At 34.3% G+C, this 20994-nt stretch carries 24 protein-coding genes and 1 tRNA gene; 14 read left to right on the top strand and 11 right to left on the bottom strand.

Translation table 11 applies throughout. The features are described from left to right. A partial coding sequence (locus AC4AGG_RS10320) for an AAA family ATPase (protein ID WP_489771917.1) occupies positions 1 to 1231 on the bottom strand: 1231 nt, incomplete at its 3' end. A 378-nt stretch (positions 1232 to 1609) separates the two neighbouring features. On the opposite strand from AC4AGG_RS10320, the gene AC4AGG_RS10325 reads away from it, so the two are divergent. Continuing rightward, positions 1610 to 1996 carry a hypothetical protein gene (locus AC4AGG_RS10325; protein ID WP_489771918.1) on the top strand — a complete coding sequence of 129 codons (387 nt, stop codon included), beginning with the start codon at positions 1610 to 1612 and terminating at the stop codon, positions 1994 to 1996. A gap of 97 nt (positions 1997 to 2093) precedes the next feature. Further along, entirely contained in the window at positions 2094 to 2276 is a 183-nt protein-coding gene (locus AC4AGG_RS10330) for a hypothetical protein (protein ID WP_489771919.1), read from the top strand. 197 nt (positions 2277 to 2473) lie between these two features. Here the strand turns inward: AC4AGG_RS10330 and AC4AGG_RS10335 are convergent, their stop codons facing one another. Next, positions 2474 to 2701, bottom strand: coding sequence for a helix-turn-helix domain-containing protein (locus tag AC4AGG_RS10335; RefSeq protein WP_489771920.1), 228 nt, complete (start codon positions 2699 to 2701; stop codon positions 2474 to 2476). 260 nt (positions 2702 to 2961) lie between these two features. Between AC4AGG_RS10335 and AC4AGG_RS10340 the strand changes: the two genes are divergently transcribed. From AC4AGG_RS10340 to AC4AGG_RS10355, 4 genes are all read left to right on the top strand, one after another. After that, entirely contained in the window at positions 2962 to 3267 is a 306-nt protein-coding gene (locus tag AC4AGG_RS10340; protein WP_489771921.1) for a hypothetical protein, read from the top strand. Continuing rightward, positions 3268 to 3687, top strand: coding sequence for a hypothetical protein (locus tag AC4AGG_RS10345; RefSeq protein WP_489771922.1), 420 nt, complete (start codon positions 3268 to 3270; stop codon positions 3685 to 3687). A gap of 60 nt (positions 3688 to 3747) precedes the next feature. After that, on the top strand, positions 3748 to 4179 hold the full coding sequence (locus AC4AGG_RS10350) for a hypothetical protein (protein WP_489771923.1): 432 nt from the start codon (positions 3748 to 3750) through the stop codon (positions 4177 to 4179). A gap of 139 nt (positions 4180 to 4318) precedes the next feature. Beyond that, positions 4319 to 4393, top strand: a tRNA-Val gene (locus AC4AGG_RS10355). 4 nt (positions 4394 to 4397) lie between these two features. Here the strand turns inward: AC4AGG_RS10355 and AC4AGG_RS10360 are convergent. The 4 genes from AC4AGG_RS10360 to AC4AGG_RS10375 form a co-directional block, all read right to left on the bottom strand. Beyond that, positions 4398 to 5369 (bottom strand): glycosyltransferase family 9 protein, encoded by a 972-nt coding sequence (locus AC4AGG_RS10360; protein ID WP_489771924.1) that lies wholly within the window; start codon positions 5367 to 5369, stop codon positions 4398 to 4400. Continuing rightward, positions 5366 to 5785: a SufE family protein gene (locus AC4AGG_RS10365; RefSeq protein ID WP_489771925.1), complete on the bottom strand. Its 420-nt coding sequence runs from the start codon at positions 5783 to 5785 to the stop codon at positions 5366 to 5368. The genes AC4AGG_RS10360 and AC4AGG_RS10365 overlap by 4 nt, the downstream gene beginning before the upstream one ends. 70 nt (positions 5786 to 5855) lie before the next feature. Next, positions 5856 to 6956: a glycosyltransferase gene (locus AC4AGG_RS10370; RefSeq protein ID WP_489771926.1), complete on the bottom strand. Its 1101-nt coding sequence runs from the start codon at positions 6954 to 6956 to the stop codon at positions 5856 to 5858. Positions 6957 to 6971: 15 nt separating this feature from the next. Then, on the bottom strand, positions 6972 to 7214 hold the full coding sequence (locus AC4AGG_RS10375; protein ID WP_489771927.1) for a uroporphyrinogen decarboxylase: 243 nt from the start codon (positions 7212 to 7214) through the stop codon (positions 6972 to 6974). 159 nt (positions 7215 to 7373) lie between these two features. On the opposite strand from AC4AGG_RS10375, the gene AC4AGG_RS10380 reads away from it, so the two are divergent. Together AC4AGG_RS10380 and AC4AGG_RS10385 are read left to right on the top strand one after the other, a co-directional pair. Next, the gene (locus AC4AGG_RS10380; protein ID WP_489771928.1) at positions 7374 to 9890 is read left to right on the top strand and encodes an ATP-dependent Clp protease ATP-binding subunit; all 2517 of its coding nucleotides are present in this window, start codon (positions 7374 to 7376) and stop codon (positions 9888 to 9890) included. A gap of 1 nt (position 9891) precedes the next feature. Next, positions 9892 to 10851, top strand: a complete 960-nt coding sequence (locus AC4AGG_RS10385; RefSeq protein WP_489771929.1) for a Gfo/Idh/MocA family protein — start codon at positions 9892 to 9894, stop codon at positions 10849 to 10851. Positions 10852 to 10937: 86 nt separating this feature from the next. Here AC4AGG_RS10385 and gdhA read toward each other — a convergent pair whose 3' ends face one another. From gdhA to AC4AGG_RS10400, 3 genes are all read right to left on the bottom strand, one after another. Beyond that, positions 10938 to 12296 (bottom strand): NADP-specific glutamate dehydrogenase, encoded by a 1359-nt coding sequence (gene gdhA, locus AC4AGG_RS10390; protein ID WP_489771939.1) that lies wholly within the window; start codon positions 12294 to 12296, stop codon positions 10938 to 10940. Positions 12297 to 12484: 188 nt separating this feature from the next. Continuing rightward, positions 12485 to 13591, bottom strand: coding sequence for a DNA-processing protein DprA (dprA, locus tag AC4AGG_RS10395; protein WP_489771930.1), 1107 nt, complete (start codon positions 13589 to 13591; stop codon positions 12485 to 12487). Positions 13592 to 13624: 33 nt separating this feature from the next. Then, complete coding sequence (locus AC4AGG_RS10400; RefSeq protein WP_489771940.1) at positions 13625 to 14398, bottom strand: rhomboid family intramembrane serine protease; 774 nt, start codon at positions 14396 to 14398, stop codon at positions 13625 to 13627. A gap of 191 nt (positions 14399 to 14589) precedes the next feature. Here AC4AGG_RS10400 and AC4AGG_RS10405 point away from each other — a divergent pair, with 191 nt between their 5' ends. The 6 genes from AC4AGG_RS10405 (at position 14590) to AC4AGG_RS10430 (ending at position 19504) form a co-directional block, all read left to right on the top strand. Next, complete coding sequence (locus tag AC4AGG_RS10405) at positions 14590 to 15705, top strand: DUF3078 domain-containing protein (protein WP_489771931.1); 1116 nt, start codon at positions 14590 to 14592, stop codon at positions 15703 to 15705. A 64-nt stretch (positions 15706 to 15769) separates the two neighbouring features. After that, on the top strand, positions 15770 to 16708 hold the full coding sequence (locus tag AC4AGG_RS10410; protein WP_489771932.1) for a DUF3078 domain-containing protein: 939 nt from the start codon (positions 15770 to 15772) through the stop codon (positions 16706 to 16708). A gap of 328 nt (positions 16709 to 17036) precedes the next feature. After that, positions 17037 to 17498, top strand: coding sequence for a hypothetical protein (locus AC4AGG_RS10415; RefSeq protein WP_489771933.1), 462 nt, complete (start codon positions 17037 to 17039; stop codon positions 17496 to 17498). Positions 17499 to 17573: 75 nt separating this feature from the next. Then, positions 17574 to 18260, top strand: a complete 687-nt coding sequence (locus AC4AGG_RS10420; RefSeq protein ID WP_489771934.1) for a MotA/TolQ/ExbB proton channel family protein — start codon at positions 17574 to 17576, stop codon at positions 18258 to 18260. Between the two features lie 9 nt (positions 18261 to 18269). After that, positions 18270 to 18668, top strand: a complete 399-nt coding sequence (locus AC4AGG_RS10425; RefSeq protein WP_489771935.1) for an ExbD/TolR family protein — start codon at positions 18270 to 18272, stop codon at positions 18666 to 18668. Then, positions 18668 to 19504, top strand: a complete 837-nt coding sequence (locus AC4AGG_RS10430; RefSeq protein WP_489771936.1) for a ferric siderophore ABC transporter substrate-binding protein — start codon at positions 18668 to 18670, stop codon at positions 19502 to 19504. The genes AC4AGG_RS10425 and AC4AGG_RS10430 overlap by 1 nt, the downstream gene beginning before the upstream one ends. A gap of 41 nt (positions 19505 to 19545) precedes the next feature. Here the strand turns inward: AC4AGG_RS10430 and AC4AGG_RS10435 are convergent, their stop codons facing one another. After that, positions 19546 to 20364, bottom strand: coding sequence for a GLPGLI family protein (locus AC4AGG_RS10435; protein ID WP_489771937.1), 819 nt, complete (start codon positions 20362 to 20364; stop codon positions 19546 to 19548). Between the two features lie 219 nt (positions 20365 to 20583). Next, positions 20584 to 20979, bottom strand: a complete 396-nt coding sequence (locus AC4AGG_RS10440; RefSeq protein WP_489771938.1) for a DUF6483 family protein — start codon at positions 20977 to 20979, stop codon at positions 20584 to 20586. Positions 20980 to 20994 lie beyond the last annotated feature (15 nt).

The following is a 20994-nucleotide window of genomic DNA, read 5'->3' on the forward strand; positions in this document are numbered from 1 at the left end:
CAGCCAAATAGAACCAAATATTTTCTTCAAAAGCACTCTTATTTTTTTCCAAATTTTGAAAACTCACATTGTTTTCAAAAATGGATTTATTAATTTCAACTATCTTATTTTTAAAATCTAATATTGAATGAAAATCTTTCTTTTCATTAGAGGATTTTATTTTGTACTCAATATTCTTAACATTATCATCAAATATTTGTTTTAATTCTGTGTAAAGATTGCTTGCTTTATTACCAACATTGAAAACATCTGAGACATTTTTTACTTCATTTAAAAAAGAACCTGTTATACTTAAATATTGTTGTTTCAATGCTTCAATTTGATTAATCTTATTTTTATAGTTTTCATCAAAATATTTTTCAAATTTTTCAATCAAACTTTTATTAACTGTTTCATTTTGACAGAAAGGGCATATTTGATTTTCCAAATCTTTGTTCAAATAAGTAATTCCTTGCTCTACCCAACTCTTATTGTTTAAGTCATTTATTATTTTGGATATATCAACATCATCATTACCAATAATAACTTCTTTAAGTAATTCACTTAATATTAACTCTAATGTTCTGATTTTCTTGTAAGTATTTTTTGAAATATTGGCATCTATATTTTTTAAATCATCTTCAAAATATTTTCTATATTCACTTACCAAATCTTCAAAAGTGATACTTCCTAGATTTTCATTATTTTGAAGAGTATTATAAATCTTGTCATAATTATTTTGAGTTCTTTTGTATGGGAAATTTTCTTTAATCTTAAGAAATGATTTTATGGTATTTTTTCTCTCTTCAAAGCAATAATCCTTTAAATCAGCATATGATTTTTCTGCTTTGGCTACAATCTCTGCCTTTGCTTTTTCTATATTTTCTTTCAGATAGTTTTCGTATAAATTTAATATTGATTGTTCATTAGATATTAAGGTGTCTATTTCTTCATTTGTCTCATTTAGTGAGAAAATCCCTTTTTGAATATCTTTATTGATGAAATTTCTTTCAATGAATTTTTCATCATAAACTAAAATTTGATAATTAGAACTATCATATCCTGTTTGACTACAATAATCAAAACTGTTATTTTGTTTTTCAGAATCTAAGCTAATGTTATATAAGTATTTCGCTAAAGTAGATTTTCCTGTGCCATTACTTCCAAAAAAGAAATTTACTTTTTTAACATCTGAAATAATCACTTCATCTGTATAGGTTGCTATATTTTTAAGTTTGATTTCAGTAATCATAATTATTTTCAGGCAGATAAAAATGATGAGTTAGCTTTGATAAGATTTATTTCCTAGCCTTACAGGAATGATAACTAAACAAAGTGTACAGAATGTTATGAAAGTTCTGCTGCATCTTGGCATGGGTTTTAACTCATAGACTTTCAAAGGAAACTTTTAGAGACTTCAAGTGCTTTAGTTTTATAGCATTAATAGGCTTAGTAATTTATTAACCCCACACTCCCACGAAATACCCCCACTTATTACTGCACGCAGACACATGTGTGTTGGGCTTTGTAGATAGTTCATAGCCTTATTTCTCTAGGTGATAGTTGTAGAAATATGCTATAAGTATGTGCAAATCTTATCAATTAAACTTTAACTCAAAAATCAAAAACAATGGTACGAATTATCAATTACAAAAAAAGAATGGCAGAAGATGGAAGAGAATTTTTTGCCCTAGAAATTTCTGGAGGTATTGAAATGGTACAATCTCAAAGTACAGGCAGTTTCTATGCTACAGCCAAGAAAGCCTACATTACTTCCACTTTTGATGAAGAAACTTGCAAAGCCTTGATTGGTAGTGAAATTGCAGGTAGTGTGAAAAAAGTAGAATGCCCTCCTTATGAATATACAGTTCGTGATACAGGAGAGGTTATTTTGCTCACTCACAGCTATATGTATGTTCCAGAAGCACCAGCTAAACCTGTTGTAGAAAAGAATTTTGAGGCAGATGTAAATACTTTTTCCAAGAATGGAAAGTATGAATTAGAAGAAGCTTTTTAAATAACCACTTATGAGTTCTATTCTTAATATAGTTTAGAACTCATTTTCTTCTATTTTTTTTCTCCTATTATGGTAGTATTTTTTAAATTTTAGATTAATGAAAAATGTATATGTATTATTTGAAACAAACTTGCATAAATTCAAGTTCAGCAGAGTGTTTTTGGGGGTATTTAGTAGTTTTGAATTAGCCAATTTATATGCTAAGGAGAATAATTGCTACACTGATAAAACTGAAGTAGTCATTTTAGAGGTTGAGTTAGATAAATTTCAAGAAATGTAATGCGTGTGTGAAAGAGCCATGATATCACTTAAAATAGCTGAAATCTTATGAGAAATAAAAATTCAAGATATAGTATTATAGCCAAATTGTGAAGAAAATAACTTTTAGGAAGCTACTTTGAAACTTTATAGGATAATATTCTGTAGTTCTAGAAGGAACAAATGATTTTACAGGGCTAACTACCTAATAGCGAAATCTTAATTTTTAATATCTATTAGTTCAATAACTTTAACTTCCAATGCTTCTGCAATTCTATAGAGTGTATAGATAGTGGGATTGGTTCTACCAGATTCTATTCTAGAAATATTAGTAGGGTCTATTTCTCCTTGCATTTTGCCAACAAGTTCTACTTGAGATAAACCCTTAGATTCTCTCACTTCTTTAATTCTTTTACCTACAATTTTAAGAATTTCAGATTTTTCCAACTTGACTTATTTGACAAGTCAAAGGTGCTCCTTATATTTGTTTAATTAAATGCCATATATGGCAAGTGTTGAATTATGACAATTATTTGGATTATTGCTTACATCATTATAGGCTATCTAATGACAGATGGACTATACTATAAAAAGGAGTCACGCAATCCATATCTCAACAGTGATATGGATAAAAGTGGGGAAATTATTGGGTATATACTTTTTCTTCCAATCATACTGATTAGAAATTTATTTCATAAAAAGAAAAAATGAAATGCCAAACCTACATAGAAGAACTTCAAAACCTCTCAAATACACTAGAGCTAAATCATATTATTTGGTGGCTGATGAAATATGAAGATGAGTTTTACAAAGCCTTGCCCATTACTAACTGCAAAAAATGGTACAAATTCTTTTACAAATATGAAAAACCATTGCCTTGCTGTTGCCCAATAAAAGAGCATGATAGTGTATTTCTAGAACTCTATTATGATTTAGAGAGAATTACACAAGAAAAAGTACCCAACCTCACTAGGTTAAACAAAAGAATTAATAGAAACCCTCAAATATTTTAAATGATGAAACAGATTTTTACAATAATACTTATAAGTTGGTCATTCTTTGTGAATGCTCAGACTAATGAAATATTTATAAAGGATGTTAAAAGCAATGACATAAAAATAGGTGAAACCTACCTTATAGGAAACTCTATAAGAATAGACTCAACAAAAACTAGCAATAACTCAACTTATGAGTTTTGGACAAAAACTAAAATGTATGTTATGGAGATTGGAGGAATTAGGTATGAAAATGCAAGTTTAATAGTCAGGACTATTTTAGATTGTAAAAATAAACTTGGAAACACTTATGATATAATAGTTTTATCTGAAAATGGAAATTTTATAAGTGCCAGTAATTTTGATAATTCAAGTAAGGAATTAGAACCATTAGGTAACTTGTTAGCTATGATTTCTGAAAAAATATGTCTAAAATAGAATTATGCCTAGAGAAAAATTAGCCACTCGAAATGAGTGGTTTTTTTATACCCAAAAATTATGGAAAAGTTCAATTTACCCTTTGAAATAGGACTAGATTATGAAGTTTGGGAGTTTGATTTAGAAGTAATGGATGTAGAAAGAATCCCAAATTATGACAGCTATATGTATCTAGAAGAAGTAAAGAATTTTATGAATATTATTTCAGATAAAACTGAACTCATTTTCTACTGGGATAGACTAGAAGCTGTAATCTTAACTTTCTTTCATATAGAAATGAAAACCATTGAGGAGATTAAGAGAATTCTAAAATACAAGTATCACTTTCCCATCTATGAACTAGATACCAATTATGAAGTATATGAATATCATTCAGGAGAACTACAATTATTCCTATTTCTAAAGAAACCCAATACATTACTCATAATCTATGGCAACTCAAATTGCTTAGAAGAAATAAAATCAAATATTCTAAGAGAAATTTTAGACTAAAAGGCATACTTTTAGGCATACCCTAATTATTATATATTTGCAAACTCCTGTCAATATGGAAGTTTTTTGTGTAGGTTCGAATCCCTCAGGACCCACAAAAAAATCTCTCATTATTGAGAGATTTTTTTTTAAGTTTTTCGGGCAATTAGCTCAGTTGGTTTAGAGCGTTGCGTTGACATCGCAGAGGTCACTGGTTCGAATCCTGTATTGCCCACTTTTTATTTCAAAGCCTTGTCGATAATATCTTGGATATTGATTTCATGTAAACAGGCGTAATCTCCACGGAAGCATTTTTTATCACCAAAAACAGAGCAAGGACGACAAGTTAAATCGCTGACTTGGATAATGTCATCTTCACTTTGACCGTAGCCTAAAAATCCAGCATATGGATGTGTAGAGCACCAAATGGAGACACATCTCGTTCCCATTAAGCTTGCCAAATGCATATTAGCGGAATCCATCGAAATCATAAGCCTTAGCTCAGATATCTTTTGTAGCTCTCCCTTTAAATCAAGCTTTCCTGCAAGACACTCGGAATTAGGAATCTCTTGTTCCCATTTTTTTAAGGTTTCCACTTCTGATTTACCACCTCCAAAGAAAAAGATTTTCTCATGTCTTGAAAGGGTTTTAGCAATCTCAAAAGTTTTTTCTAGAGGAAGCATTTTTCCTTCGTGTTGAGCGAATGGAGCGATACCTATTCCTGACTTATTATTAGGTGTTCTTCTGTATTGATGAGAAAGCATTAAGGGGAAGCCCATGTCTCGAAAAACATCAGCGTATCTTTCTGTCGTTGCTTTTAGTTGTTGTTTTTCAAGATTCCAGACGTCGGTTAGTTTTTCTTTTTCTTCCTTGCCTTTGTTGATTTTGAAAACCTTGTGTCCTTTTCTTTTAAAAAATTTATTGAGGATTTTGGATCGAATAACATCATGTAAATCGGCAACAAAAGTTGGGTTAATTTCTTCAAGGAGTCTTTTCCCTAACTTGCTTATTCCAAGGAAACCTTTGTATTGCTCAAAGTCTATTCCGATAAACTTCACGTTGGGGATGTCATCAAAAAGATTTCTAAAATTCTCTCTTGATACCATGTAGATTTCGACTCCTGGATTTTGCTCCAAGAATTCTCTGATGACAGGCACAGTCATGGCAACATCTCCAAACGCAGAAAAACGATATGCAAGAATCTTTATCATGACTTCATTTGATAGGCAACCGCGTAGAATTTTATTTGCTTAGTCATTGCCATCAATCCGTTGGCTCTTGATGGTGATAAAAATTCTTGTAGTCCAATTTCTGAAATAAAATTAAAGTCAGAGTCCAATATCTCTTGTGTCGGGTGTCCGCTGTAGATTGAAATCAAAAGCGAAACAATTCCTTTTGGAAGGATTCCGTCAGAATCAGCGTCAAAATATAGTTTACCATCTTTATATTCTGCATCTAGCCAAACTTTGGATTGGCAACCTTTGATGAGGTTAGCATCTATTTTCTTTTCTTCAGGAAGGCCTTTCAGTTGTTTTCCCAAATCTATGATGTACTCGTATTTCTGTTCCCAATCATCTAGAAAGTCAAATTCATTGATGATTTCTTGTTGTTTTTCGGCGATGGTCATGCTTCAATTTTTACAAAGATAAAAACTTTGATGATGAAATAAGGTATGTTACTAAGCTGTAGATATACAATTAGTTTTGAAATCGTTCTTTTGCTTTTTGGAAAAGACCAAGAATTTTTTCTTCTTCATTTTCCCAGCACAACGCTTCAGAAGCTTTGCTAAGTTCTGGTAAATAGTGTGCTCTTCCATTGGCAATGACTTTTTTGATGGCAGTTGCCATCACTTCTGGATTGTGATTTTCTATGACTTCACCAACGTCAAATTTGCTTTTGACTCGCATCATTTCGGGGAAATTAATCATAACCAGCGGAACGCGAGCTTGGATGTAATCTGAAACTTTGTTGGGGAGAGAGTATAAGTAACTTACTCCACCATTTTCTTCTACACTGATTCCAACATCGGCAACTCTTGTAAATTTTCTTAATTCATCAGGATGAAGATTCCCCACAAATTTAACTTTATCTTCAAGTTTTTCGCATATGACAAGAGCTTCTAATTCTTTTCGCTTGGGACCGTCACCAGCAATTCGAAACTCTAGGTTTTCCAAAAAATGCATCGCTTTAATAGCTTGAGGCAGACCTCTCGATTGATTGATGGCGCCTTGATAAATCATTATTTTGGGCGAGTTTTCTGGAAAAGAGTCTGGCGCAACTAGTTTTCTTGGAATATTTCTAACCACAATTGGATTTGCACCATATTTATTGTTAAACCATTCTGCATAGCTTTCACTTTCTGTCATCATGAGGTTCATCTTTGGCACCAGTCTTTTTTCCAATGCTCTCCACACTTTTTGTACCCATCTTCCTTGTACTGCTGGCATTTCTGTGAAAATCTCATGACTGTCGAACACCAAGGGAATATTTTTCTTTTTGGAAACCAAATAATTAGGTAACAAGGAGTCCAAGTCATTAGCTAGAAGTATAGTGTTGGAATCCGCCCTTCTCAATAACTCGGAATAAAGTTTTTTGTTAAATTCTATGTAAGCATACCTTAAAACTTTTGATTTTAAAGGGATTCTGTATGTTTTGTACGGCCTAGTGAACTCGGGGGTTCCTCCCCAAGAATTTCCGATAAGCTCGATTTCGTATCCATTTTCAAAAAGTGTTTTGCACACTTTTTCTACGCGTTGGTCAGTATATAGGTTGTTGAAAACACTTACAAGAACTTTCATTGAATAGGGTATTTATTATACGGTTTTTTCTTTTTTGTCGTTTTTCAATAAATTGTATACTTGGACAAAACACAATATGGCATTAGGAATAACAATTGGCCACATTATTTTTTCTCCTGAGTTTACACCATAAATGACAAAAAGAATACAACCAATTAAGTTAGTGAGCCTAATTTTTTTAAGGTCCTTCAGAATAAAGCTAGTTACAACAAATGCTGACGCAGCATAACCAATATAGTCAACTAATTCGGGATTCATATTTAGGGAAAAATTTTGGCAAACCTAACCATTTTTTTGCATTAAAGTAGAAAATATGTGTCATAAAGTCATGTGATATTTATTTGGTAAAGTATTTGTAACTTTATTTGAGGATAAGGAGAAATCCTTAACTTTATAACTTATTTGGGAATAAATATTATGGATTATAAATTTTCAAACGGTTTGGACAAAGTGTTCAAACAGAGCAAAAAGGAAGCGCTTCGATTGAAAAGCGAGTTCCTTAATACCGAACATTTGCTGTTAGGGATTTTGAAAACGGAAAATTCTGCAAGAGAAATCCTTCAAAGTCTTAACGCTGATTTGGTTCAAATTAAAAGAAAAATAGAAACTCTTAATGCTTCTTCTGCTAATCCTTTAGCTGAGGAACAGGCTCAGATTCCATTTACAAAAATGGCGGATCAGTCTGTAAAAAGAGCAGAGTTAGAGTGTCGTCAATACAAAGCCAACGAGATTAATACGGTTCATCTGTTGCTAGGAATCTTGTATCGATATGAGGATCCGACTTCAAATATTCTAGGGGCTTATGATATTGATTACGAAAGAGTTTCAAAAGAGTATCAAACGATGTTAAAAAATTCAGGACAAGGTCCAAAGATGAGTGCTTACGATGATGATGAAGAAAGAGAAGAGTACGGTCAAATGAGAAGACCAACAGGAAATCTCGGAACAGGTAAAACTAAGACTCCAACTTTAGATAATTTTGGAAGAGACTTAACTGCACTTGCAAGTGAAGGGAAGTTGGATCCAGTTATCGGAAGAGAGAAGGAAATAGAAAGGGTTTCGCAAATTCTATCGAGAAGAAAGAAAAACAATCCTCTTCTCATTGGTGAACCAGGAGTAGGTAAATCTGCAATTGCGGAAGGACTGGCTTTGAGAATTCAACAGAAAAAAGTTTCAAGAGTTTTATATAACAAACGAGTGATTACTTTGGACTTGGCTAGTTTGGTTGCAGGAACCAAATATCGTGGACAATTCGAAGAAAGAATGAAAGCGATTATGACTGAGTTAGAGAAAAATCGTGATGTTATTCTTTTCATCGATGAATTGCACACTATTGTTGGTGCTGGTAGTTCAACAGGTAGTTTAGACGCTTCTAATATGTTCAAACCTGCTTTGGCAAGGGGAGAAATTCAATGTATTGGTGCTACAACATTAGATGAGTATCGTCAGTATATCGAAAAAGATGGAGCGTTAGAAAGACGTTTCCAAAAAGTGATGGTGGAGCCTACTTCGATTGAAGAGACTATTCTGATTCTTAACCAGATTAAGGATAAGTATGAAGATCATCACAATGTTCATTATACGGATGAAGCCATTAATGCTTGTGTAAATCTTACAGCAAGATATATTACCGATCGTTTCCTTCCAGACAAGGCTATTGATGCGATGGACGAAGCAGGATCAAGAGTGTATATCAAAAACATGAAAGTTCCTTCTTTAATTATTGAGCATGAACAGAAGATTGAGGAAATTAAAGATCTTAAACAAAAAGCCGTTAAAGCTCAAGATTATTTAGAAGCTAGAAAGCTGAAGGATGAGGAGGAGCGCTTACAAAGAGAGTTATTTGTCGCTCAGGAAGAATGGGACAAGGAGGTGAAGGAGAAGAAAGAAGAGGTTACGGAAGAAAATGTAGCTGAAGTGGTTTCTATGATGAGTGGAGTACCTGTAACGAAGGTTGGCAAAAATGAGCTTGATAAATTAGCTCAGATGGATGACAAACTCAACGGAAAAGTTATCGGTCAGGAAGACGCTGTTAAGAAGGTTGTTAAAGCGATCCAAAGAAACAGAGCGGGTCTTAAAGATCCAAACCATCCTATTGGAACATTTATTTTCTTAGGAACAACTGGGGTTGGTAAGACTGAGCTGGCTAAAGTAATGGCAAGAGAGCTTTTCGACTCTGATGAAGCTTTGATTAGAATCGACATGAGCGAGTATATGGAGAAATTTGCTGTTTCTAGATTAGTAGGAGCGCCTCCAGGATATGTTGGTTACGAAGAAGGAGGGCAGTTGACAGAAGCGGTGCGTAGAAAACCTTATGCGGTTGTACTTTTAGATGAAATCGAAAAAGCGCATCCAGATGTTTTCAACATTTTATTACAGATTTTAGACGAAGGTCATGTAACGGATTCTTTAGGAAGAAAAATAGATTTCCGAAATACGATTATCATTCTTACTTCCAATATCGGAACAAGAGATTTAAAAGATTTTGGTGACGGAGTAGGATTTGGAACATCAGCTAAAAAATCTAGTAGCGATGCAAGAGCAAGGTCAACTATTGAGAATGCTTTGAAAAAAGCATTTGCGCCGGAATTCCTTAATAGAATTGACGATATCATTATCTTTAACTCTTTGGAACAAGAAGATATCAAGAAAATTATTGATCTTGAATTGAGCAAGCTTTATGCAAGATTAGATAAATTAGGCTACAAAGTAGAACTTACAGAAGAGGCTAAAAACTTTATCGCCGAAAAAGGATGGGATAAAGATTTTGGAGCTAGACCTTTGAAGAGAGCTATTCAAAAATATATTGAAGATTTGCTAGCGGAAATGTTGGTAAGCAAACAAATGGTCGAAAACGAAGCGATTGTCCTTGAACTTAACGAAGAAAAAACAGGACTGGAAATGCAGAACAAGAAAAAAATGCAAAAGACATAATATGCTTCGATTCGCAATTTTAGGATTCGGTTTTATGGGGAAAAAGCACTTAAATGCTTTACAAAAAACCGAGAATGCAGTTGTTTATGCGATTATTGACCATCAAGAACTTGATACTAATTCGGACTTTGAATATTTTCAAAGTCTGAATTTTTTTTTGCAAGAACCCAGAAATGTCGATGTCGTAGTAGTTTCTACCCCTAATTATGACCATTTTCCGTCCGCGAAATTGCTTTTGGAAAGTGGATATCATGTTCTTTTGGATAAACCGTTCTGTTTTACAAAAGAAGAAGGGCAAGAGCTACATCAACTAGCAGAAAAAACAGGGAAAAGAATTTTTCTCGTTGGACAGAATCGTTTTTCGGGGACGTCCAAGTTTTTAAAAAATATCTTAGATAAGGAACTTTTAGGGAAAATCTATTTTGTGCAAACCAATTGTTTTTGGAGCAGAAATGAGGTGTATTATACTCCTAATTCTTGGAAAGGAACCAAGAAATTAGACGGAGGAACATTATACACCCAGTTTTTTCATTTTCTCGACTTATTGGATTGGCTATTTGGTGTTTCGAAGGTAGAGAATGTTCAATTGAAAACTTTCCGACATCAGAATTTAATCGAAATTGAAGATACAGGAAGTGTGACATTTGAATTGGAAGATAATCAAGCTTTAGCCCAATTAAATTTTTCCACGGCAGTTTTTGAGAAAAATTTGGAAAGCTCGATGACCATTATTGCAGAAAGAGGAACGGTTAAAATTGCAGGTCAATATTTTAACGAAGTTGTATTTTGTTCGATTAAAGATTTTGAATTTAATCCAAACGAAGTCGAACAAAGTTCTAATGATGATAATCTCGTTCAGATGATGGAACAAGTTGTCAAAAGTTTTGATGAAGAAGTCGACCGTGAAGACGAAAAGAAACCTTTTAAAGTTATTGAGATTTTAGAAGAAATTTATAAATAGATAATTAAGTTTACTATTTGTTTATCAAATAAATACGGCGATGCTCTTTGAGCATCGCCGTATTGCTTTTATTGTGAAAAAAGAAATTATACAACTCCTTGAGCAAGCATTGCTTCAGCAACTTTTACAAATCCTGCAATGTTAGCTCCTTTTACATAATTAACATATCCATCTTCTTCCTTTCCATAATCTCTACAAGCTTTGTGGATGCCAATCATGATTTCTTTTAGTCTTGCATCAACCTCTTCAGAAGTCCAATTAAGACGAATAGAGTTCTGAGTCATTTCCAAACCAGAAGTAGCAACTCCACCTGCGTTAGAAGCTTTACCTGGAGAGAACAGAACTTTATTATCTAAGAAGTAGTTGATAGCGTCTAGTGTAGAAGGCATGTTAGCAGCTTCGGTTACACAAATAACACCGTTTTCAACTAATTTTTTCGCATCGTCTAGGTCAAGCTCGTTTTGAGTAGCACAAGGGAAGGCAACATCACATTTGATTTCCCAAGGTCTTCCACCAGCGATAAACTGCGCTTCAGGATATTTTTTAACGTAATCTTCAGCTCTGTTGTTTCCAGAAGCACGAAGCTTTAATAGATATTCGATTTTTTCTCCAGAGATACCGTCTTTGTCATAGATATATCCATCAGGACCAGAAATGGTGACTACTTTTCCTCCTAGCTCGTCCCACTTCTTAATAACTCCCCATGCAACGTTACCGAAACCAGAAACAGTTGCAATTTTTCCTTCAATTTTTTCTCCGATAGTCTTCAGCATTTGCTCAGCAAAATAAACAACTCCGTATCCAGTTGCTTCTGGACGAATTAGAGATCCTCCATAAGCAAGACCTTTACCAGTTAATACTCCAGTGAACTCATTTCTGATTTTTTTGTATTGTCCGAAAAGATATCCGATTTCTCTAGCTCCTACACCGATGTCTCCGGCAGGAACGTCAGTTTCAGGGCCGATATGTTTGCATAATTCTGTCATGAAAGCTTGGCAAAAGCGCATTACTTCCATATCTGATTTTCCTTGAGGGTCAAAGTCAGAACCTCCTTTTCCTCCACCCATTGGAAGAGTTGTCAAAGAGTTTTTGAAAACCTGTTCGAAAGCCAAGAATTTCAATACTGACAAATTAACAGTTGGATGGAAACGGATTCCTCCCTTGTAAGGACCGATTGCAGAATTCATTTGGATTCTGAAACCTCTGTTAACTTGGATTTCACCTTTGTCGTCAACCCATGGAACTCGGAAAATAATAATCCTTTCAGCTTCAGCCATTCTTTCCAAAAGCTTCATCCCATTATACTCCTTTCTTGTTGCAATAAAAGGGATTACTGTAACAGCAACTTCCTTTACAGCCTGTAGAAATTCTGGTTCGTTGGGGTTCTTCGCTTCAACTTTTGCAATAAATTCTTGGATTTTTTGGTCTACATTATAATGTTCCATGAGATAAATGATTGTTATTGCTAACAAATTTAATTTTTTTTTTAATATACACAAGTGGAGGTTTTTATTTTGGTAAAAATTTAATAATAATTCAATCATTATTTACGAATAAGAAAATAATGATTGATTTTTTATAAAAAAAACAACGATTGATAAAAAAAGATGAAATAGCGGTAAATAATGTTTGCTTAGACTGCGATATATTGCTTCCCCGAAAGCGATTTCACCAAGCCCGAAAGCTCCAAATCTAAGAGAATATGATGCAATTGATGGGACGCCATATCAAGATAAGTTCCCATTTCATCCAGCGAAATTTTGGGGCTCTTTTTGATGATGTTGTAAACCATTTCTTGCTCTTCCGTTAAAGCTTTTCGGACTTCTGACCTTGGAAATAGCTCTTCTAATTTCGTGTTAGTTTGCTGTAAATCAATTTGTTCTAGAAGCGTTTTGATGGTTGAGATGGTGTGGGCCTTATTTTGGGAAATGACGAGATTACAACCTTGACTTTGTTTGTCTGTTATTTTGCCCGGTAAGGCATAGACATCTCTATTGTATGCATTGGCAAAAGTAACAGTGCTAATAGAGCCGCCTCCAAAAGCAGTCTCAACGACAATTGTTGATGAAGAAAGCCCCGCAATAATTCTGTTTCTTTGGATAAAGTGTTCTCGGTCTGGTTTGTGAGAAGAGTTAAACTCAGTAATCAAGGCACCATTTTCTTCTAATATCTTTTCGGAAAGGGTTTTGTTTTTGGAAGGATATATGGTGTGCAGTCCGTGTGCTAAAACTGCAATGGTCGGAATTTTACATTTCAAGGACTTCAAATGAACCTCGGAATCTGTGCCTAAAGCTAGTCCACTAACAGAAACAAATTTTTGCTTTTTTGAAGCTTCAAAGAAATCTTTAATAAAGTCTTTTCCGTAGGGGGTCATGTTACGTGTCCCAACCATACTTAGCTTTTTGCTGTCTTTATGGAGGTTGCCTTTGAGGTACAGTATGGCAGGAGCGTCCTCGCATTCGTTAAGAAGCTCGGGGAAATCGTTAAGATGTCTTAGAAGAATAGTGATGTCATTTTTTTGACAAAATGCGATTTCTTTTTCAGCGAATCGGAGGTGTTCTTCATTACCTATATCTAGAGGAATTCGTCTTCCAAAACCATCAATTCGTTGCAGATTTTTTTTTGAAAGAAACCAAGCTTCTTTTGCCGAACCAGTAGTGCGGACAAGTTTGAAGAAGTTGATGTCTCCAATGAGATTACAACGTCTTAAAGCTATAGAATAAAGGTGTTCTTCTGTCATATTAGATGATGAATCAGAACAAAGATATCAAATTTAGCGTGTGTTTTTTCGCAACTCTTCCAAATGTTCCCAAATATTTTCTTCTTTTTTTTGAGGTAAATCTAAGAAGTCTTCAGGGTGATTCTCTCGATAAGCTTGCCACAATTTGTCATCTTTTTCGCTGTAGTAGTTTGGAAACTCCCAAATGAATTTTTTCTTTTTCTCTTCTCCCTCTTTTTTGAAAAGGTATGCCATTGCAAGTCCTACAAAGGCTCCGGAGAGGTGTGATTGCCAAGAAATTCGGCTGGGTTCCTCCATTTTGCGAAATAATTCTTCTGGTAGAACTCCCCAAATCAAACTTCCATAATACAACGCAACTAGAAGCGATACCGTTAAAAGTGTCATATTCCAACGAAGCACTCCACTAAAGAATAAAAAGAAGGCTAAGACATAGATGATTCCGCTAGCTCCTATGATGCACGTCAAAGCATAGTCTCCAGAAAAAACATCAAAAGGAGGTAATAGCCAAACCAATAGTCCAGACAGGAACCATCCCAGCCCGAAAATTTTAGAGGCTATCTTGGGATAAAATTGATACAGTAAAAAAAGCAAAACAAAAATTGGAACCGAATTTCCCATGATGTGTTGCAGATCTCCGTGCAATAGTGGGGAGAATAAGATCCCCTTGAGACCTTCTGGGTTCAGTGGAATGATGGCTCCCCAGCAATTTTCAAAAAAACCAAGGTTCTGAAGCATAAATACAAACCACATCGCTGAGACCATCAGAATGGGGACTTTGATTGCTTTAACTGAAAATTGTTTGAAAATACTCTTCATGAATTCACTATTTCAAATTAGGAACCAAAAACAAATGTGCGCAAAAATGGCTGAAAAAAGCTATGATTAAAAAAAAATAAATAAGGATTGTCCGTTTTTTAAGCTTTCTAGATGCAGCGTTCTATGGCTCTGGTTTTGATTTTATTATTTTAATATTAATTTTGCCAACTCAAAATGTATAGATGAATAGATTTTTTATTGTATTTTTTATTTCATTTGCAAATTTGGTTTTGGCGCAGATTTCAGGTAGTGTCAAAGAAAAGATGGATTCTATAAATAGGGCAAATTGGACCAAGATATCACCTAATATGGATAGTTTGGCAAATCCTAAGATTGATACTCTTAAAGTAGCATTTAAGGATACGGTTTATCTGAAACCTGAAACTATTGTCCCATTACAATCGGATGATTTACCGATAACCCCCTTCTATCTTAATAACTATAAAGAGCCACAGAAATGGTATTTCTATGGTCAAAACACCCTGTTGTTTAATCAAGCTTCCTTTGCTAATTGGAATTCGGGAGGTAATAATAATATAGGTATCAACGGTAAAATCAATTATATCCTTAACTATAAAAACAAGAAGCATTATCTAGAAAATATTCTTCAAATGGGATATGGGTGGCTAGCTTCCGAAGGACAAACGAGTAGAAAGACAGATGATTACATTAACTTGATGTCCAATTACGGGTATGACCTTGGGAAGAATTATTATTTGTCCACTGGTTTTCAATTTTTGTCACAGTTTTCTCCAGGTTATAATTATTCTGCTACACCAGATCCGACCTTTGATGATAGAATTTCTAGATTTATGGCGCCAGGCTACCTTAATGTCGGTCTTGGGGTTTCTTATAATCCTAATGAAAATTTTCAAATCATTGTTCGTCCTGTTAATGGGAAGTTCACAATAGTGAATGATCCACTCTTGCAAAAAGCTGGAAGATACGGTCTCGAAAGAGATGGGCAAGAGATCAGAACCGAGCTTGGAGCTTATGTCAATGTTTCTTATCGAGTTAAGATTTTGAAGGATGTTACTTTTGATAACCAATTACAGCTTTTCAGTAATTACGTTTCACACCCAGAGAGAGTCGATATTAATTATAATGGAACACTTAATATTAAGTTTAACAAATTTATTACAACTACGGTTAGTCTAGATATGGTATATGACCATGATCAGGTGACAGATTTGCAGCGTAAGCAAACATTGGGCGTCGGTATTGCCTATAATTTGGGCGTAACATCTAAAGATAAAGGTGATGAAAAGAAAAGGTTTAAGCCTTTCAAAACGGATTAACAAAGCTCAAGCTTTAGTCAATTAATTTTATTATTTATATTTGCGCCCGAAAACAAATCATATTATGAAAAAAATATTTTTTATTGCCTTAGGTCTTATTGGACTTCAGGCAAGCGCTCAGGAGACTGTTGTAGATTCTACAAAAGCATGGTCAATCCAAGGACAAAATACGTTGATGCTTAATCAAGCTGCATTTTCCAACTGGGTTGGAGGGGGATCCAACAACGTTGGTTGGATTGCTGGAACCAATTATAACTTGACCTACGAAAAAGGACAAGATCTTTGGGAGAACATTATCATCTTAGGTTACGGACAGACCAATACAAAAGGAATTGGGACAAGAAAAACTCAAGATATCATTAACCTATCTACTAATTACGGTAGGAAAATTTCTAAAAATTGGTATGTTTCCGCGGGAGCAAGTTTGGCTTCGCAATTCGCGCCAGGGTACGATTATGATGGAGCAAATTCAGTGATTAGTGATAGAGTTGACGTTGACGGGTACAAGATGATTTCTAACTTTATGGCTCCAGGATACGTTAATGCTGGTGCTGGTTTTACTTATAAGCCGAATGACAACTTTACAATGACACTTCGTCCAGCGAATGCTAGATGGACTTTTGTTTTGGATAAGAATCTTCAATATGCAGGAAACTATGGTCTTAAAAATGATGGAGATTCGTCTTTATTCCAGTTTGGTTTCTTGGGAACAGCGATTTACAAAGTTAAGTTGATGGATAATATTACATTGGTTAACACAGGGTCTGTATTCTCTAACTATCTAGATCATCCAGAAAGACTAGTTCTAGGATATAACGGGGTGCTGAATATGAAGATTAATAAATATATTTCTTCCGTGATTACACTTGACTTATTGTATGATCACAACATGATTCAGAAAACTCAGGTGAAAGAAACTCTTGGAGTTGGTTTCGCGTATAACATTGATAACGGTAAAAAACGTTCAACTGCGAAAGAAAACCAAACTTGGCAAACTAAATAGAACTTTGCCTACAATATATATTGCTGGAAAACCGAATCTCAGATTCGGTTTTCCTCTTTTTAAGCCAAATGCAAATAATCGAATTCTGTAAGAATAATCGAATTTAGATTCTTAAAAAGGAGATATTCTGAAATTCTCAACATATTAAAGAAGTGCATTTTAGGGGATTCGATTAAGTGTAGATGATATGACAATTGTTGGCATCAGATATGCATATTGTCATGTCAAAGCCAAAATGCGTGAAAAAAATTTTGCACATTCAATCAATTTTTTATCTTTGTTCAAAAAGTTTAACAATCAATAAATTACCTTAATTTTTTTAGCATTTATGAAAGGGATTTTAAAAATCTATCATCCTGATGAAACTCTAAAATACGATATAAGAACCACTTATTGCAAAGCAGTATATAGTAATAAGCAACATGTTTTGGAGATTGAGATACTAACAGATGATAGTTTGGATAATGTAGATGATGATTCTTTACAATATCAGTTTCCTCAATTATCTTTTGAAGTGTATGACTTTCCTTTGGAAAGTGGAGAACTAGAAGGAAAAACAGTAATGATTAATGAGGTCGGAGACGATGACTACACCGAAGTAGATTTGTTTGATGATGAGGAAGCCTTTCTTTATGAAAATCAGCTTCAATTTGAAACCAATGAAAATGGAGAGCTTCAGCTTTATTGGAAAGGAAAAATTGATGATTTCTATACCGGAGGTGATGAGCCAATTCCTTTTAAATTAAAATGTAGTTTTGGGGAGGAGGTAGTAGATTCTGACGAAGAATAGACATTTTTCCCGTAAAGTTTTTCTGATTTATAATATTCATTGGAATTTTTCGTTCCATAACAGTTAACTATTTCTATGCAAGACAGTATAAATGCAGCAAAAACTGCAACACAAAATATAACAACAGAGAAAGTATTTTCTCTTTGGGACATTCTTTTTGGCGGAGGTCTGATAAGTAATATTATCATGGTTTCTATCTTTTTGCTTGGCGTTTTGGCGCTTTACATTTTTTTTGAAAGATATTTTTTCATTAGAAGAGCAGGGAAGGAGACGCCTAATTTTCTTAATAACATCAAGGATTTTGTTTACGAAGGAAGGATTGATGCAGCAATGGATTATTGCAAAACCATTGATTCTCCAGAAGCAAGAATGATTGAAAAAGGATTGGCAAGAGTAGGAAGACCTATTTCTGACATTTCTAACGCAATGCAAAATCAAGGGCAGTTGGAGGTTTCCAAACTAGAGAAAAATCTTAATATTTTAGCTTCTGCATCAGGAGCAGCACCAATGCTTGGGTTTTTGGGAACAGTAATCGGGATGATTATGGCGTTCTTCGAAATTTCTAATGTGACGGGAGCGGTAAGTCCTAAGTTATTAGCCTCGGGAATTTATACAGCGATGGCAACCACTGCAGCTGGGCTATTTGTTGGTATTCCTGCTTACTTTTTTTATAATATTTTGGTAACCAAAGTGGACCGATTGGTTTTGAAAATTCAGACGCACATCAATGAGTTTTTAGATACTTTGAACAAACCAATATAATTAAAGAACATGGAACTTAAAAGGAGAAATAGAGTCAACGCAGAATTCAGCATGGCTTCGATGACAGATATTATTTTCCTGTTATTGATTTTTTTCATGATTACCAGTTCTGCGATTACTCAGAGCGCAATCGAAGTCAAACTTCCTCAAGCGGTTAGCACTAACCCTAATGTGCAAGATCCAACATCGGTTACAATTACCAAGGACGGAAAGTACTTTGTTAATGACAAGGAGATTCCAAAGGACCAATTGGAGAATTATTTGGTTACCGCACTCAAAGGAGAGGAGAATCCAACATTTACGATAAGAGCAGATCAAGAAACCTTGCATAAGGATGTTGTTTTTGCGATGGGAATTGCTGAAACACATCATTTTAATCTAGCGATAGCAACAGTTGAAGAACAGTAATGGATTATACAGTACAACATAGAATTAATGAACGAACCGATCGAAGAAATAGCGCCATTATCACGGCGGTTATTACTTTGTTGCTGTTGTTGTTACTTTATTATTTTAAATTTTCTAGAACCGAAATTACCGAAAATGAAGAGGTAACAACCATGTTGATTAATTTTGGTGATAATCGAAATGGTAATGGGATAGAAGAGCCGGCCAATCAAGAAGGAAGTCTTGCAAATACTCAGACTACGATCACTCCAGAACCGCAATCCGCACCAATTGTAGAATCAACACCAGCGGTGAAAGAAAGGGTAATTACTGGAACTAATACTAAAGCTACTGCGCCAAAATCTGAAAAAAAAGTGGATAAAGTGTCCACTAATCAGAAAAAGAGTACCACTAGAAACTCTTCTACTGCGCCATCGACTTCTACAACAAGAAATAGAGGGGATGGTCAAGGAACAGCTGCTGTTGGAAATTTGATTAGAGGGAGAGGTACCCAAGCGGGAACTCAAGGTACGAACGGAACAACAGGAAACGCGGGAGATCCATTAGGTGGAGATGGTAATGGAGATAGCAAAATAGGTGTTGACAGAAAGTTGGTTGGTTTTATACCGGGAACAATGGGAAGAGGAGGAGCACAGCCAACGCATAACTGTTCTGCGAGCGGAGATATTACTATTTCTTATGTTGTTGACAAAGCGGGAAATGTTACCTCTGCTAGAAGATTTAGTGGGATTTCTGACCCTTGTGCAGTATCAACAACCGTTTCTTGGGTTAAAAAATATGTAAAGGCTGAAAAGTCTAGTACATCGTCTTCGGGAACATACAAGATTTCTTTCTAGTGAAATAGCTTATTGCTAGCACTTCGAAGATATTATTTTTTTTATTGGCTAATTTCAATTTTATTTTCTAATTCAAATTCCTTAATTAATTTTCTTTGTTTGTCAGTGAGCATTTTTGCCATGTCAACGGTGTTTCCATTTTTGTCTTTGACCTCTTTGATGCCGGTTGTTTGCATTAAATCAAACATTTTTCCCATTGGATTTCCTTCAAAGGATTGCCTTGCTTTAACAAATTTTTCTTTTGTTGTATGAACATAATTGTTCTCTAGAATGGTTACATTGATAGAACTGTTTGTTCGTGTAATTCCAGTGATTGAGAAAGAATGGAAGTTTTTTGAATCTGTAATTTCTAAAATTAGTCCAGGTAAGCCTCCAAATTTATATGGCCCATCTTGAATTGGTATTTCTTCGGTAAAATAGGCGTTATAATCTCTACCAGCGTAATTGGTTTGAGCAAGTATAGCATCATAACCCATTATGGACTTTTGTGTTGTGGTAATTTCCCACTTTAGATCAGTTTTTTCGTTATATGAAAACTCTTGATAAAAAAAATTGTTAGAATAATACGTGATGGTTTTATCAAGATTTTTCTTTACAAATCCTCCAATAAGGTCATCAGGTAGAGATCTAAAGTTTGGCCTCTCTCCTTTTTTATTTGCGATTGTAATTATAGAGTCTGTTATATATTGAGCCTCACTAAAGAAAAGAGACTCGTTATTATTAATTCTAAGATATGTTTTCTGAGAAACAATGGTAGTATCTTGTAGGTTTTTTTGCTTTCTATACTCATATTGTACAAGGATACCTTGAGCATTAAAAAAACTCACGAAAAAAAACAAAAAATATTGTACGTATTTCATACTCTTATGTTCAAAAATTTTGCCACCACCTTTTTATTATACAGAGGCAAAAAGTCTTCACGAATATAAAGTATTAATGATTAATATTCTACAATAATGTTAAGTGGGTTGGTATAATTAACTTCAAAATTGTGTTGAAGTTGGATACGAAAAACTGATCACTAGAAATAACATGGCAGGATGATAGTTTCATTACACACACACACAGAGTATTTCTTTCTAATCTTCTGAAAAGACTTTCAATTCGTTTAAACGCTGAATCACGGGAATCGAAAATATTTTGCTTTTGTCCATATAAAGCTGATAGAATTTTGATGCTTTTTGGGCAAAGTCTTGTGATTGTTCTTCCTGAAATTTAAAATAAAATAAGTGACCTAGCAATTCATAATACTCTTGGTGATACTTGTCTTCAGTAACCGTAATCATATTATCAATTTCCTGAAAGTTTAATGTGGCTAGCTTTTCAAAATCCATTTTGAAGATATCTTTCATTTGGGTTTCAAAAACCAATTGCAATTCTTCGGGTTTTCCTTCATTCTTCCCTAAAATCAGTTTGGAAAGAAACTCTGAGAATTGGCGAATCATACGCATCATATAATCTTTGTCGTGTATCATTTTTGGAGGTATTTA

It is taken from the genome of Chryseobacterium sp. CG10_8 (genome assembly GCF_058117085.1).